General features: G+C 48.5%; 11 protein-coding genes and 3 pseudogenes. 3 read left to right on the forward strand and 11 right to left on the reverse strand.

What is annotated here, in order from left to right:
- Window positions 1–1,160: 1,160 nt before the first annotated feature.
- From AC1VYI_RS19980 to AC1VYI_RS20030, 11 genes and pseudogenes are all read right to left on the reverse strand, one after another.
- Entirely contained in the window at window positions 1,161–3,041 is a 1,881-nt protein-coding gene (locus tag AC1VYI_RS19980; RefSeq protein ID WP_050870280.1) for an AAA family ATPase, read from the reverse strand.
- Window positions 3,038–3,532: an ABC-three component system middle component 2 gene (locus tag AC1VYI_RS19985; protein WP_050870452.1), complete on the reverse strand. Its 495-nt coding sequence runs from the start codon at window positions 3,530–3,532 to the stop codon at window positions 3,038–3,040. Before AC1VYI_RS19985 ends, AC1VYI_RS19980 begins: the two co-directional genes overlap by 4 nt.
- A pseudogene (locus tag AC1VYI_RS19990) lies at window positions 3,529–4,512 on the reverse strand (ABC-three component system protein); the annotation flags it as partial. The pseudogene AC1VYI_RS19990 and the gene AC1VYI_RS19985, both read right to left, overlap by 4 nt.
- A 30-nt stretch (window positions 4,513–4,542) precedes the next feature.
- Window positions 4,543–5,663, reverse strand: a protein-coding gene (locus AC1VYI_RS19995; RefSeq protein ID WP_087451024.1) for an IS3-like element ISSen4 family transposase whose coding sequence is annotated in 2 segments (ribosomal slippage) — window positions 4,543–5,405 and window positions 5,405–5,663 — 1,122 coding nt in all. Because the reading frame shifts where the segments join, the coding sequence is not laid out codon by codon here.
- Between the two features lie 71 nt (window positions 5,664–5,734).
- Window positions 5,735–5,842, reverse strand: a pseudogene (locus tag AC1VYI_RS20000) (hypothetical protein); the annotation flags it as partial.
- Window positions 5,839–6,834, reverse strand: a complete 996-nt coding sequence (locus AC1VYI_RS20005) for a restriction endonuclease (RefSeq protein WP_050870277.1) — start codon at window positions 6,832–6,834, stop codon at window positions 5,839–5,841. The gene AC1VYI_RS20005 and the pseudogene AC1VYI_RS20000, both read right to left, overlap by 4 nt.
- A 185-nt stretch (window positions 6,835–7,019) precedes the next feature.
- Window positions 7,020–7,172: pseudogene (locus AC1VYI_RS20010) on the reverse strand (helix-turn-helix transcriptional regulator); the annotation flags it as partial.
- Window positions 7,173–7,847: 675 nt separating this feature from the next.
- Window positions 7,848–9,056, reverse strand: coding sequence for a tyrosine-type recombinase/integrase (locus AC1VYI_RS20015; RefSeq protein ID WP_050870275.1), 1,209 nt, complete (start codon window positions 9,054–9,056; stop codon window positions 7,848–7,850).
- 408 nt (window positions 9,057–9,464) lie between these two features.
- A complete protein-coding gene (locus AC1VYI_RS20020) occupies window positions 9,465–9,824 on the reverse strand; it encodes a hypothetical protein (RefSeq protein WP_482882497.1) in 360 nt (119 codons plus the stop codon).
- Window positions 9,821–10,357: a lysozyme gene (locus tag AC1VYI_RS20025; protein WP_482882498.1), complete on the reverse strand. Its 537-nt coding sequence runs from the start codon at window positions 10,355–10,357 to the stop codon at window positions 9,821–9,823. Before AC1VYI_RS20025 ends, AC1VYI_RS20020 begins: the two co-directional genes overlap by 4 nt.
- The gene (locus tag AC1VYI_RS20030; RefSeq protein ID WP_181593388.1) at window positions 10,354–10,677 is read right to left on the reverse strand and encodes a hypothetical protein; all 324 of its coding nucleotides are present in this window, start codon (window positions 10,675–10,677) and stop codon (window positions 10,354–10,356) included. The genes AC1VYI_RS20025 and AC1VYI_RS20030 overlap by 4 nt, the downstream gene beginning before the upstream one ends.
- Window positions 10,678–10,824: 147 nt before the next feature.
- Between AC1VYI_RS20030 and AC1VYI_RS20035 the strand changes: the two genes are divergently transcribed.
- The 3 genes from AC1VYI_RS20035 to AC1VYI_RS20045 are packed head-to-tail and all read left to right on the forward strand — an operon-like array spanning window position 10,825 to window position 13,420.
- Window positions 10,825–11,187, forward strand: a complete 363-nt coding sequence (locus AC1VYI_RS20035) for a GtrA family protein (RefSeq protein ID WP_258756253.1) — start codon at window positions 10,825–10,827, stop codon at window positions 11,185–11,187.
- Window positions 11,184–12,104 (forward strand): glycosyltransferase family 2 protein, encoded by a 921-nt coding sequence (locus AC1VYI_RS20040; protein WP_482882501.1) that lies wholly within the window; start codon window positions 11,184–11,186, stop codon window positions 12,102–12,104. The genes AC1VYI_RS20035 and AC1VYI_RS20040 overlap by 4 nt, the downstream gene beginning before the upstream one ends.
- A complete protein-coding gene (locus tag AC1VYI_RS20045) occupies window positions 12,101–13,420 on the forward strand; it encodes a hypothetical protein (RefSeq protein WP_482882505.1) in 1,320 nt (439 codons plus the stop codon). The genes AC1VYI_RS20040 and AC1VYI_RS20045 overlap by 4 nt, the downstream gene beginning before the upstream one ends.
- Window positions 13,421–13,449: the final 29 nt, after the last annotated feature.

Here is a 13,449-nt window from a genome sequence, read left to right on the forward strand (position 1 = left end):
GTTAATCCACTTATCATCTAACGACGATATCCTGTGAAACTCAGACATAATTATAATAATTACAGAAATTTCTTATTCCTTATTCTTGATAAATTTTAATAGCAGTTTTAATGAAAACATTAAAGTCATTTTTGTTAACCCAGTGATTGAGTAATCTCGCTTCCCAACAGCAGAACTAACACTCGGGGCTAGAGCAGAACGCAAAGCGGTAACGGCAAGGCCGCAGCCGGAGCGAAGTGAGTGCTGAAATTAAGCAAAGCGACTCTTGCAAGAGGTCGCCCGGGTGGCAGATTTCTACACGGCTTATGGACCTTGAAACGAAGCAGTGTGCGGAGATATGAACCATAAAAAGCCTCACTGATCTGTTCCCAGTTAATTGAAACACGAGATTTTGAGCAAGTTTTATGGCGACTCAAATACGAACGTCTGCTTGTCGCTCATAGCGGACCTTCAACTCAGGTAGGTTGTCTGCTCTGTGCCAAAAGCGGACATCCGGATCAGTAAGAAGCTGAACACAGGTCTGCTGACGAGGCTCTGGTATCCTCCAACATTACTCGTCTGCTCATATACCTTACAGGCGTCCCGACAGGTCGGGATTTTAGCCCGATTTAGTAAAACGGCAGAGCTGGTAGGCTCTGCCGAACCGTCAGGGGCGATACCTGCCCTGTTGATCTCCCTGGTGGCCGTAACTCATTCCCTTCTGTACCTGGAGAGCGGTGAAGATAGTTATCAAATTCAGAGCAACAGAGCATGTGATTACTGCCGACGGAGAGTGGGTGGCTGTTGATGAACTCACTTTCCTGCATGCAAGACCCCTGGTCTGTGGCTCCTGCCATACACCGGTGGTTGTTACACAGAATGATACAGGCTGGGAACTGATTCATCGGCCGATTTCAGAGATGGACAGAAAGCAGGTCGGTCGTTGTCACTATAGGAAATCTTCGTTACCGACCATGATACAGGGGTTGTAAGTATCAGCTATCTAGCATGGTGAGCACCCATGGTAATAATATTTAAATGACTCGAATATCTTTGATAACGTTGAAATGTTCTACAATCGGGCCTGACGCCACAGCCATCTTGGTGGCATCAGGCCGGAGGCCTTCGAACTGGCCTAGTCGTGAGGATAGGACATGTCCACGGTCATGGACTCAGTCCATTTATTGCTCAGGATCCGCTATAAATGGGAAAAGACCGTACCGGCCATGGTGCGGGTTCTTGCCAAACATAAGAGATTGCTCACGCTTCATGATTGCATCAGGCGGGTCGGTGTTCTCAATAACGATGACTTGTGTGTCCCTAGGCAGTGCCTCAAGATACGCGTAGAACTGATCTTGAAGGTCAGTACCGGTTAAATCATATTCCGTTCCATCTGGCTCTCTATATGCTAGCAAGGGAGAATCGAGCACAACGAATCCCGTGTGTGGTGTGTGACGCGCACGGCAGAAAGCAAGCAGCCCGAGGGTGAAAGCTGCATGCGTAATCGCACGAAGGCCCTTACCAAAAGCACTACGCGGTTTTCCAGCAATGACAAGGTCCCGTGTCTTGGAATCGAAGTACACATCCCCAGCCTCAGGGAAGTGCCAACCAGTCAGTATGCCTTCAACAGTCTTAGCAAAACTATGGGATACAGAGGTTGATAGATCTGCGTTAGCAGCCACCCCAGCCTTCTCGTCTTCAGTACCCTTTTCAAGAGCAGCGCGACGGCGTTCCATGTCTTGCACAGTGGCGTATAGTGCCAGCGCTTCGCGCACCTGGGCCCGCTTGTCGGCAAAGTCTGAATAGGACTTGCGAAGGGTCGAGAGCTTGGGTGCGAGCAATTCTTCAACTGACTCTGAGATTGACTCCAGCTCTTGAACAACAGTAGGTATTCTGCGATCAAAGCTGGCACCTTCGCGCTCAAGGCTTTGGACGGTAGCTACAAGTTCTGCGCGTAAAACTTCGATCTTGGCAATCTCCATTCGTGCAGCCTGAACGACAGCATCAGTATCTCCATTACACCCAGCATCAGCGCGATGGTGATCGGGGTCGGCTCCACAAAGAGGACAATGCTCGGCACTTAGTAGGCTAAACAGCGTCCCACCTTCTTCAATAGCACGTAGCCTTTCAATATCGGACAAGTAGTGTCTGTCGAGCAGCCTGAATCGCTCAAGCATCGTACTTACCTCTGCTCGTCCCTCTCGGCTTGCTTCCAGTTTCTTGCGCAATTCTCGCCGCTTCCCAGCAGCCTTCTGAAACTCATCTTCAGTGGTGTTAACCTGGACCGCCTGTTGACGAAGTGAGAAATCAATCTTCTCAAGTTGCTCCTCCAGTTCCTCCGGACTCTTTGTCAACTCCTTGAGTCGCTCTCGATAGTCGTCAAGAAGCTGGGCGAGAAGACGCAATTGTGCCTCGCGCGATAATTCTTCCGGCCCACTCTTATTAGTGGTGGCGACCAATGCGGAGTCGTCTGCACCAGTTAGAAGTAACTTGAATGTAGCCAAGTTCGGCGTGTTGGCGGTGGGGTTACCATCGATGAGTGGAGAACTTTGTTGTGTGATCTCCGTCTCATCGACGATCATCAAACGCGCAATGTTGCGAAAGCTCAAGCTAATGGTTTCGTTCCGGGAGTTTTTGCGCACACGCTTGCCACTAAGGCCACATAGATCCAGCAAGAATGATGAAAGGTTCGTACTGTTCTTATCGCTGTGTTTTTCGTCAAGCTGCGTATACGGAATTTCAGTAGTTGGTGGCGTCTGGTGCAAGTCTTCGTAGAGCCGAAAACCACCACCATCTATACTGCGCCAGAGAGTAAATAACTCCCCATCAAGGGTTTCAAGCCCCAAGAGAACAAGGTCGTAGCCAACACGCTCAGGGATGTCGCGCAGGGGGGGCTTTCCACCGAACATGAAGTCGATGGCTTCGACAATGAAAGATTTTCCAGTGTTCGATGCGCCGTAAATAACATTGAGGCCAGCACCGAAGGTCACTGTTGCGGGTGGCTTTTCTGGCCCAAAAAAACCGAGAAAGCGTAAGCGTAAGCCGGGAGTTACTGCCGTCATAGCTCACCTCCCAAGCTCTGCTCAGTCCCATGGAACTGTTCGACCCATTTATCGAAGAAACGGCGCATCATGCTTTTGAACTGTTCATCCGTCAGATCACCAGTGGTTTCGACAAGCCATACAGCACGTTCCTTCAGGGAAAGCAAATAGTTGGAAGATACTAATGACAGGAACGTTGCAGCATTTTCGCCTGCACCGTACTTGATTCCCTCAGATGTGACTTCGCGCTCCACGAGGTCGCGGGTCATCATCAGAAACAGTGATTGCTCAACCAATTTGCGGCGCACGAGCAATTCAGCAGAGGGCATTGGTGTCGGTGGGTGCAAATTGTCTGGTCCGTTAATATCACCTGTATGAACAAGAAGGTAGTCAAGGGCCACAAGCCGCTGGAGATCATAGGCTTGCGGGTAGGCTGCACCTAGAATCGAGACTGCACGGATACCAGCCTCAAGTGGGCTATTGAAGGTAATTGTTTTATGTACTTGGCTCATGATCGTGTCCACCGAAGACGCTCCTCATTCACAAGTTGGTGGCAGATTCCGTCTCTATCCTTGGGGTTCGTACAAATTATGAGGGCGTTTGCTGTAATCTGCATGTCGCGGGCGGCCTTGGTGACAGCGCAGACCTTTTCGTAGCCGTCGGCATGGTTCCCGTCATGTGTGTCAATAACGCCATCATGGATGTCATCCAACAAAGATTCGAATGTGCCTGGCGGGACACTATCACGTGCGAAGACCCGCAGCGACTCAGCCTCGTAGAACGCCTCGCGCTGGCGGCGGAAATGATCCTTGAGTTTCGGCACGGACAAGGCCGAAGGGTCAGTCACTATTGTTCCTGTGTGCTCGCTGTATGCGCCGAACAACTGGGTCACATAGCGGCTCTCAGTGGCGGCAACTTCTTGGGGCGGCTTTTCGGATGCAGGCCGCGTTGGCAGTCCACCACCAAAGCGCGCTGTGTGAACCGGCGTGGCTCTGTGAGCGTCAATAAGCTGAAGTGCAGTCTTGGCGTCGAAGATGGTAAAATCGAATGAGTCTATATAGGCACGGAGCTTCACGTCGAGCGACACTTCTTGTGTGCTAGTGATCGCATCTTTCACATGCTTATCCCAGTTTGCATACAATTCCTCACGCAACTTTGTGGCGTTCGAAAATAGGCGGCTAAGTGACGTACCAGCGCCTCGTGGCGAAACAAAGTAGTAGCGACGAGGTGCCGTGTATTCACCTTTGTACGAGTACCAGATGATCTTGCCAAACTCAACCCAAACATCGCTAGGCCTGATGGCATTGCCGTAGTGCTTGCATTGGAAGTTGTCCCACACCCCCTGAAGGCGTTCATCGCCAACGAACCCGGCGACATCGATACCCATATCGCCAGCCCCAGAGAAACGCTGGACGTGTTTGTACTTCGCCTTGAGACAGTAATAAGCCCATTCCTCGACGAATCCCTCCCACTCGTCTGGTGAGTAAGTCAGTTGACCTGCCCCCACGATTAGATACAACACTCAGTTAGTAACGTCGGAATCTTCATTCTCAGAATGACCCTTTCTCCAGCCCGCTGCAAATTCAGACGGTGTCTGATAATTCAGCGTGGAGTGCGGGCGGCATTCGTTATAATCCTGCCGCCAGTCATTAATAATTTTCCTGGCATGAACGATATCGCTGAACCAGTGCTCATTCAAACATTCATCGCGAAATCGTCCGTTAAAGCTCTCAATAAATCCGTTCTGCGTTGGCTTGCCCGGCTGGATTAAGCGCAACTCAACACCATGCTCAAAGGCCCATTGATCCAGTGCACGGCAAGTGAACTCCGGCCCCTGGTCAGTTCTTATCGTCGCCGGATAGCCTCGAAACAGTGCAATGCTGTCCAGAATACGCGTGACCTGAACGCCTGAAATCCCAAAGGCAACAGTGACCGTCAGGCATTCCTTTGTGAAATCATCGACGCAGGTAAGACACTTGATCCTGCGACCGGTGGAAAGTGCGTCCATGACGAAATCCATCGACCAGGTCAGATTGGGCGCCGCCGGACGGAGCAGCGGCAGACGTTCTGTTGCCAGCCCTTTACGACGTCTTCTGCGTTTTACGCCCAGGCCACTGAGGTGATAAAGCCGGTACACGCGCTTATGATTAACATGAAGCCCTTCACGGCGCAGCAACTGCCAAATACGACGGTAGCCAAAACGCCTGCGCTCCAGTGCCAGCTCAGTGATGCGCCCTGATAAATGCGCATCAGCAGCCGGACGGTGAGCCTCATAGCGGCAAGTCGACAGGGATAAACCTGTAAGCCTGCAGGCACGACGTTGCGACAGACCGGTCGCATCACACATCAACATCACGGCTTCCCGCTTCTGGTCTGTCGTCAGTACTTTCGCCCAAGAGCCACCTGAAGCGCCTCTTTATCCAGCATGGCTTCGGCAAGCAGCTTCTTGAGTCTGGCGTTCTCTTCCTCAAGCGACTTCAGGCGCTTAACTTCAGGCACCTCCATACCGCCATACTTCTTACGCCAGGTGTAAAACGTGGCATCGGAAATGGCATGCTTGCGGCAGAGTTCACGGGCGGGTACCCCAGCTTCGGCTTCGCGGAGAATACTGATGATCTGTTCGTCGGAAAAACGCTTCTTCATGGGGATGTCCTCATGTGGCTTATGAAGACATTACTAACATCGGGGTGTACTAATCAACGGGGGGCAGGTCACAGTAGCCTTTGCTGCGGCGGCATAATGGGGCCGTTCGCCACCTGAGCGGCCGTAACAACGGTCGCTGGGCTCTGCGGCTTATTGATGTCCATCCAACTCGCCGTCATAACGCACCTTTTCCTTGGCTATCGTGTGGGCAGAAGTACGGATTTTTGTGTATCTGCGCAGCCTGGACTTTCTTTGTGAAGAATTCCGAAAGGTCGTCTTGTCGCTCAAGCAGACGGATGATCTCCTGAAGCGTCGAGAGGACTAGAACTTTGTGCTGAAGAAATTCACGTACCGTATGAATAGCAGGTTCTGTGTAGTCACTGGCAGAAATGAAGATGCCTCGAACCTCGGCACGCGACATGAGCCTCACAAGATGCTCTGAAATCTCAGGCTTACCCACCGGATTGCGATACCACTTCATTTCAACGAAATACAGAACCCCACCGAGTTCAATGATCCCATCAATCTGCTCGACGATCCCTTCACCCGCCTCACCAACTAAATGGAAGGATTTACGAATGAGAACACCGTAGGCTTGAAAAAGGTTGTTGAGAGCCGTCTCCAGCAATTTTCCGCGTTCCTGCGCCGTCGCAGTAGTGCCAAACAATGTATATAAACCCTGTTTGGCACACTCGATTCTCTCAGTGCGATCGCGTTTTTCTGCTGCGATCCTCTGTAATTCAGCGCGTCGGGCTTGCCGTTCTTCTTCTCGGGCATTGTTCATGCGCGTGAAAGCGTCTTTTTGGTTGACGACTTCGCGGATACTGGCGACAAGGCCCTTGGCCTTGAGTTGGTCAGCGGGCCAGCACGAATCGAAGTTCGCAAAGTCCACCACACGCCGCAGAACCTCTCGCCGTTCACGGAGAGTGTGTTCCCCCTTCGCGTTGAGGCGTTCAAGCACCGTGCGAACCATCTGGTACTTGTTGATATTCTTTGGTGCAGTCCTCAAGTGAAAGGCAATATCAGAAGTTATGCTGTCAGGTACTCCTGCGCCGCGGAAAAACACCAGCACATCTTGTTTAGAGCGGTTGAGCAACGGCACAACATCCACCAAGAGGTGGAACAGCTCCGGTGGATAGTGGAATACGATGTCTGAGGATGTATCAGTCATGCGCTACTTCCCCTCCAAATACACTCATTAATGTAAGCAAAGGATTTGTTCCCCTCCATCATTAAGCTTCCCTGTTCAGGCTTCATATGTTTATTAATCTTGTAACCTTAAACAATTGGGCCAGGAGGGAGCGATCTAATAGCTATTCCTAACTCAGCTTCGACAAGCTCCAAATCGTACTGTGCCTACAAGTGCATCCAGAACTGCGGAGAATCGCTGAACCAATGAGCAAGCCGTAGTGCTGAGTTACTAGTAATCTCGCGTTTGCCGCTGATAATCTTAGTGATCCTATGGGCTGGGGCATCAAGTTGGCGCGCTAGCTCAGTCGGTAACACATCAACAGCCTCAAGCCGTTAGGCGAGAATTTCACCTGGATGATGGGCTGCTGCGGTTATATTACGACTCAAAATGGACAGGCTATTACCACAACGGTAAGGGTTTTGACGATATACGTCAATCGTACATCAGAAGACATTCAGCACCATGTATTTGTCCCCTGTGTACCCAACTACGGGCTAAGTCCGGTGCAATTTGAGGAACAAAGCCTCGCGTAAGGCTGTGTCCACCGTTGCTGGGCAGGATCACTATTCAAACGGTTCGATTTACTCCAGGATAATCGAGCTGGGTATTTCACTGCGTCCGACGTTTGATTCGCTTACTGAATTGATGGATGTGACAGCTGCTTCTCGCTCATGACGGCCACTGGAGCCGTCATGAGCCCTTTGTTGGAGGAGTATGAAAAATTGGCTATCGGCTGACAGGTGATTTATTCCCGCATATCAGTGCCGATGCGGTGGCAAAGTGATGGACGCTCCTTCCCAAGATATGGAGTGCCCCCGAGCCCGTAGACAAATCTGCCCTATAGTTTGAAGGCCTTTGGACTGATGCTACCGTTGTTTTGACCACTTGAACCCGAATCAAAGAGCAGAATCTAAAGCAAATTACTTCGCAGACAAAAAAACACACTAAACAATAGCCATCTATAAATCTAGATGGCTAATGCATTGTTGTATTTACCCCGCAACACGCATATTCACTACAGCTTCTCTCATCCTTAGCTCATCAATAAAATCCCCATACCACTGCATCATTTCCCTTCTTCCTTCCAGATATTGCGCATGGTTGTAAGTACCACGGATCGCATTCTTATCGACGTGTGCAAGTTGCGTTTCAATCCACGCCGAGTTAAATCCCTGCTCATGCAAAATGGTACTCATGGTGTGACGGAAGCCATGTCCCGTGACCTTTCCTGTATATCCAATCCGCTTGAACACCTGATTTATACTCGCTTCGCTCATCGTTTTGCGGGGATCATTTCGCCCTGGGAATATCAGTGGATATTGCCCAGTCATCCCTTTGAGCTGCTGTACGATTTCCAGCGCTTGGGTAGAAAGGGGGACAAGGTGAGGCCGCTTCATCTTCATTCGTTCGGCAGGAATTTCCCACACGGCTTTCTCAAGATCAAACTCACTCCAGAAAGCACCTCGAAGCTCGCCGGTACGAACTCCCGTAAGGATAAGCAGACGAGCGGCAAGAACAACTAACGGGCTTCCTGTATAGCCTGCGAGAGCTTTAAAGAAGTCTGGTAACTCCTCAACAGTAAGGAAGGGATAATGCTTCGATTCATGCCCTGACATTGCGCTGGTTAGATCCGCTGCAGGATTGTATTCCGCACGACCGGTAACGATGGCGTAACGAAAGACTTCACTGCAGCGCTGGCGAACCTTCTTGGCCTTCTCTGTCGCGCCACGGCTTTCCATTCGACGCAGCACATTCAGCAGAACCAGCGGTTTGATTTCATTCACCGGCTGCTGGCCGATATAGGGAAAAATATCTTTATTGAAAGCTTCGATAATGTCGGAGGCATAACCTTCTGACCACCGGCTCACCTTCGTTCCGTGCCATTCAAGCGCCACAGCCTGAAATGTGTTGTTGAGCTGCACATCGCGAACCAGCTTTTCTTCTTTTTTGGCGAAAGACGGATCGATGCCCTCGGCCAGCTTTTTTTTGGCTTCATCACGTAGTGCTCTCGCTTGCGCAAGGGACACTGTTGGATAGACACCAAAAGCCATACGTTTCTCTTTTCCATTGAAGCGATACTTCATCCGCCAGTATCTGGAACCAGAGGGAACAACCTCAAGATACAAACCAGCACCATCTGCCAGCTTATAGGCTTTCTCTCTGGGTTTAGCAGCGTCTACCTGTCGCGCATTAAGCTTCATTGGGGGCATCTCCCTGGACCGAACACAGAATGCCCCCACTTATGCCCCCAACTGCGACTTGATTTCGGTTGAGTCCAGTTGATGACAGGAGATAAGATACGGGCCAGAAACCTTAGTATACAGGCTTTTAGTTGATTTCGGTAGACTTGGGAAGAGTTTGAAATGGTGCCGATAATAGGAGTAAAACACAGCATGTAACCACCTGTATTTATTGTGTTTTACATTTACAATCTAGAGAGATACCCAAAATGATACCCGTTTTGATTTCGCTCCCAATTGAGGAACAAAACGGGCTATTCCGTTGCCCTGTACCATGCCTGCCAGCGATAGATATTCGTCCGGAGTTCCCGCATACATTCCGTTGTCTGGGAATCCGCCTGCAGGTCTTCGTCGCTATCCCGTCCGGCGTTACTTGCCTTGCACGGCGGGCTCATCAAATCCTGGGATATTGTTGGCCGCGTCGATTGCTCGCTGCCGCAGCTGCACAGCGTGATCGTCAAAATCGCACTTAATATGATTCGGGTCGTTGACATATTTCACCACGTCGCGATAAATGGTCCGGTAAACCACTTTTCCTTCTGCGCTGGCCGTTGCCGCTTTCTGCTCACTAGTAGCAACGACTTTCTCCGCCTTTTTGTTCCTTGCTGTATGCTCGCTGTTAACACGCTCGCTGTGCGCATACCAGCCTTTCAGGTAACCGGCATAATATGTACCAATCAACAGCGCCAGCAGAGCGGCCAGCGCTAACAGCTTTGCTTTTATCGTCACTGATCCATCCCCCAGCACGCTAACGCGCTCTCCTGATCACGGCGCTCAACCTGACCATAGCAACCATTCTTCTGGCCTTTGGTCAGACGGCAATCACGGCCACCGTCTTTAATCCACCAGCGGATAGCTTCACATGCCCCTTTCCGGTCACCAGCATTGATACGCTTGTAGAACGTCGAGGGGAAACATTTACCCGGGCCGATGTTGTACGGGCAGAACGAAGCAATACCGGCTTTCTGCGGTTCGGTCAGCGGCACCTTAATATTGCGGTCTACCCACGCAAGCGCCTTATTGCGTTCAATGGCGTTTACCTGGTCACATTTCGCCTGTGTAAGCTTCATGCCCTGCACCACCGGTTTACCATCCACCATCGTGGCACCACGGCAGATCGTCCAGATGCCGCCGCCGTCTTTGTACGCGGTAAGGCTGTTTCCCTCTTTCTCATTCAGGAACTGGTCGAGAATGACCGACGCAGGTGCACCGGCCAGCACAAGACCGAGAACGGCAGCGCTTAGTTTTGTAGCGCGCTTCATGGTTGAATCTCCGTTTCAGTCATCACCCGCTGTACTTTCGCGACAACTTCGTCGGCCTGTTCGAGGTTATGTGAATCGGACTTGCTCAGGAACTCGATAACCGCGCGGGTACGCTGCCTGTCGAGAGCAAGGCGTTCGGCGTTGGCATGACGATCCGCCTTGATTTTCGAGCGGCGATCAAGCCAGCCAAGAAGCGAAAGAAGAAAACCGAGCACGGCCAGGACAAGGTAGGTTAAATCAAGAGTGGTAATACCCAGATATGCAGCAACAGTAGTTAGCCCATTGCCTACCCAGGACAGCCAGTTATTTTGTGGATTCATCCTCATGCCTTACCCCCGGGGGGAATGTGTTTAGTGGCATGAGGGTATGGCGAGATAGCGGTCGGAATCCCGACCATATAAAGGAGGTCGATTAGGTTAACAACAAGTGCTAAACTTCAAACCTTTCAGAATTCACTGATTCTTATAATGTTAAAGCTATTTGCAAAGTACACATCAATCGGGGTTATAAACACTGCCATTCATTGGATTGTGTTCGCTGTTTGTATCTATGGGTTACACACTGGGCAAGCTCTTGGTAACTTCGCAGGGTTTGTCGTGGCAGTGTCATTCAGCTTCTTCGCTAATGCCAGATTCACTTTTAAATCGTCAACTACAACTATGCGCTACATGCTTTATGTGGGCTTTATGGGTTCGCTGAGTGCTGCTGTTGGTTGGTGTGCTGATAAATCAGGTATGGCCCCTATCATCACGTTAATCTTGTTCTCCGCAATCAGCTTGGTGTGCGGATTTATCTATTCAAAGTTCATTGTCTTTAGGGATGCGAAATGAAAATTTCTCTGGTCGTTCCCGTCTTCAATGAAGAAGACGCCATACCTATTTTTTATAAAACGGTTCGGGAATTTGAAGAGCTTAAGCAGCATGAAGTCGAGATAGTCTTCATCAATGACGGCAGCAAAGACGCGACAGAATCAATTATTAACGCGATTGCTGTTGCCGATCCGCTTGTTGTTCCTCTGTCATTCACAAGAAACTTTGGCAAAGAACCCGCTCTGTTTGCTGGACTTGATCACGCTACCGGTGAAGCGATTATCCCGATTGACGTTGACTTGCAGGATCCAATAGAGGTGATTCCGCACCTAATAGAAAAGTGGCAGGCAGGGGCAGATATGGTGCTGGCTAAGCGCTCTGATCGCTCTACTGATGGTCGACTAAAGCGAAAGACCGCTGAATGGTTCTATAAATTACATAATAAAATAAGCAATCCGCAAATTGAGGAGAACGTTGGAGACTTCCGTCTGATGTCTCGTGAAATGGTGGAAAATATCAAGCTCTTACCAGAGCGTAACCTTTTCATGAAAGGTGTGCTTAGCTGGGTTGGCGGCCGTACCGATGTCGTCGAATATGCACGCGCTGAGCGTGTTGCTGGTAGCACTAAATTCAACGGATGGAAGTTGTGGAATTTGGCACTCGAAGGAATAACCAGCTTCTCTACGTTCCCACTACGTATTTGGACTTATATCGGCCTTCTCGTTGCGGGAGTTGCGTTCCTTTATGGAGCATGGATGATTATTGACACACTTGCATTTGGTAATGCTGTCAGAGGCTATCCTTCCCTTCTCGTTTCCATACTATTCATTGGTGGAATTCAGCTTATTGGTATCGGAGTGTTGGGGGAATACATTGGGCGAATATATGTTGAAACTAAAGATAGACCGAGATATTTATTGAAGAAGGGAATCAAATGAAGTTTTTAACAACCAAATCATTAGTTGCGGTAGTGTTAGCATTGTTGGTTTCTTTTACATCTGCATCATTGATCATGATGAACACTGGTGATTATTACCGGTCTGTATTTCCTTTCATTGAAAGCATACCGACTTTTAGTAACAACCTCCCATTCTATTACCCATTAAAAGAGATTTTCAGCCCGTTAAACTCTTATGAGTACAAAAGTTCGTACAGCCTGATTGTATACGCGTACGCATCATTTATTCATCTGTTCAGCAATACATTTTCCATTCCTCTCTACTCATCTATTTTAAAATTTTTCTATGTATTAATCGTCTCTTCGCTGTTCTTTAAAGTTTCAGAGTTAGAAGATAAAAGGATTTTATTTATATCATATCTTTTTTGCATGACACCAATAATTTCATCATCTAACCTTGCATTCTTTGGGTCTTTTTATCAGGAACAGGTGCTTTTAATTTTCCTTCCACTACTTCTTTTGACTGTAAACAAAAGAACAACCGAAGCATATTTAACAACATTTCTTAGCGTTACAATAATAGCCTGCTCAAAAGGTCAGTTTTTCTACTTCCCAGCGATTTTATTTTGTTATTACTTAATATACGACCGTAAAGGTATGCTTTTAAAAATACCTTTAGTCGCAATTTCTTTGGCTCTTTCTTTGCTTTGCATGATGTTTACAACATCGACTGTTGCATACAACAAATATCACTCAGTATATTTCGGCGTTTATGAATATGAAAGAATGAACGGAATAGAACTTCCTGAAGGTGCCGATAAAAATTGCGTAGGCATTGATTCCTGGGGTAACCGTTTTGATTTGAAATCAGGTGTTGTATCAACATCAATTGGCGAAGAGTGTTTTAATAAACACAAAGACGCAACCTTCAAGGAAACGATAGAAGAAATATTAAAACATCCATCTATGCTGTTAAAGCTACCCTTTGATGACGGTGTAAAAACTCAGTTAACAGAGAACTATTTCCACGTTTACAAAGCCATGCCATTGATAATAAACAACGATGGATTTTACGCAAAAATAACTAACTTAAAAGATGCATTATATAAAAATGTAAGATTCTTTTTACTTGTTCTTGCTTTAGCATTTAGCCTGGCATTCAGGAGTGATAAAATTTCAGGGCTATTGTTCCTATGCTGTTCATTAGGTATTTCACAATTCTATATCTCCTTCATTGGCGAAGGTTATCGGGATATGGACAAGCATCTTTTCGGCATGAACTTCAGCTTTGATATGGCAGTGTTACTTATAACAACCTCATTAATTTCTTTTTTGAATAGATTCAAAATGAGGTAAAAAAATTATATCAAGCCGCCAAGATGATT

The sequence above is a fragment of the Enterobacter sp. QK-SA4 genome, from assembly GCF_056856775.1.

What these genes read in the sequence shown, in the direction of transcription:
- AC1VYI_RS20005 (WP_050870277.1), bottom strand. Translation starts at nt 6,834, where the DNA reads ATGACTGATACATCCTCAGACATCGTATTCCACTATCCACCGGAGCTG.
- AC1VYI_RS20030 (WP_181593388.1), bottom strand. Translation starts at nt 10,677, where the DNA reads ATGAATCCACAAAATAACTGGCTGTCCTGGGTAGGCAATGGGCTAACT.
- AC1VYI_RS20045 (WP_482882505.1), top strand. Translation starts at nt 12,101, where the DNA reads ATGAAGTTTTTAACAACCAAATCATTAGTTGCGGTAGTGTTAGCATTG.
- AC1VYI_RS20025 (WP_482882498.1), bottom strand. Translation starts at nt 10,357, where the DNA reads ATGAAGCGCGCTACAAAACTAAGCGCTGCCGTTCTCGGTCTTGTGCTG.
- AC1VYI_RS20015 (WP_050870275.1), bottom strand. Translation starts at nt 9,056, where the DNA reads ATGAAGCTTAATGCGCGACAGGTAGACGCTGCTAAACCCAGAGAGAAA.
- AC1VYI_RS19985 (WP_050870452.1), bottom strand. Translation starts at nt 3,532, where the DNA reads ATGAGCCAAGTACATAAAACAATTACCTTCAATAGCCCACTTGAGGCT.
- AC1VYI_RS20035 (WP_258756253.1), top strand. Translation starts at nt 10,825, where the DNA reads ATGTTAAAGCTATTTGCAAAGTACACATCAATCGGGGTTATAAACACT.
- AC1VYI_RS20040 (WP_482882501.1), top strand. Translation starts at nt 11,184, where the DNA reads ATGAAAATTTCTCTGGTCGTTCCCGTCTTCAATGAAGAAGACGCCATA.
- AC1VYI_RS19980 (WP_050870280.1), bottom strand. Translation starts at nt 3,041, where the DNA reads ATGACGGCAGTAACTCCCGGCTTACGCTTACGCTTTCTCGGTTTTTTT.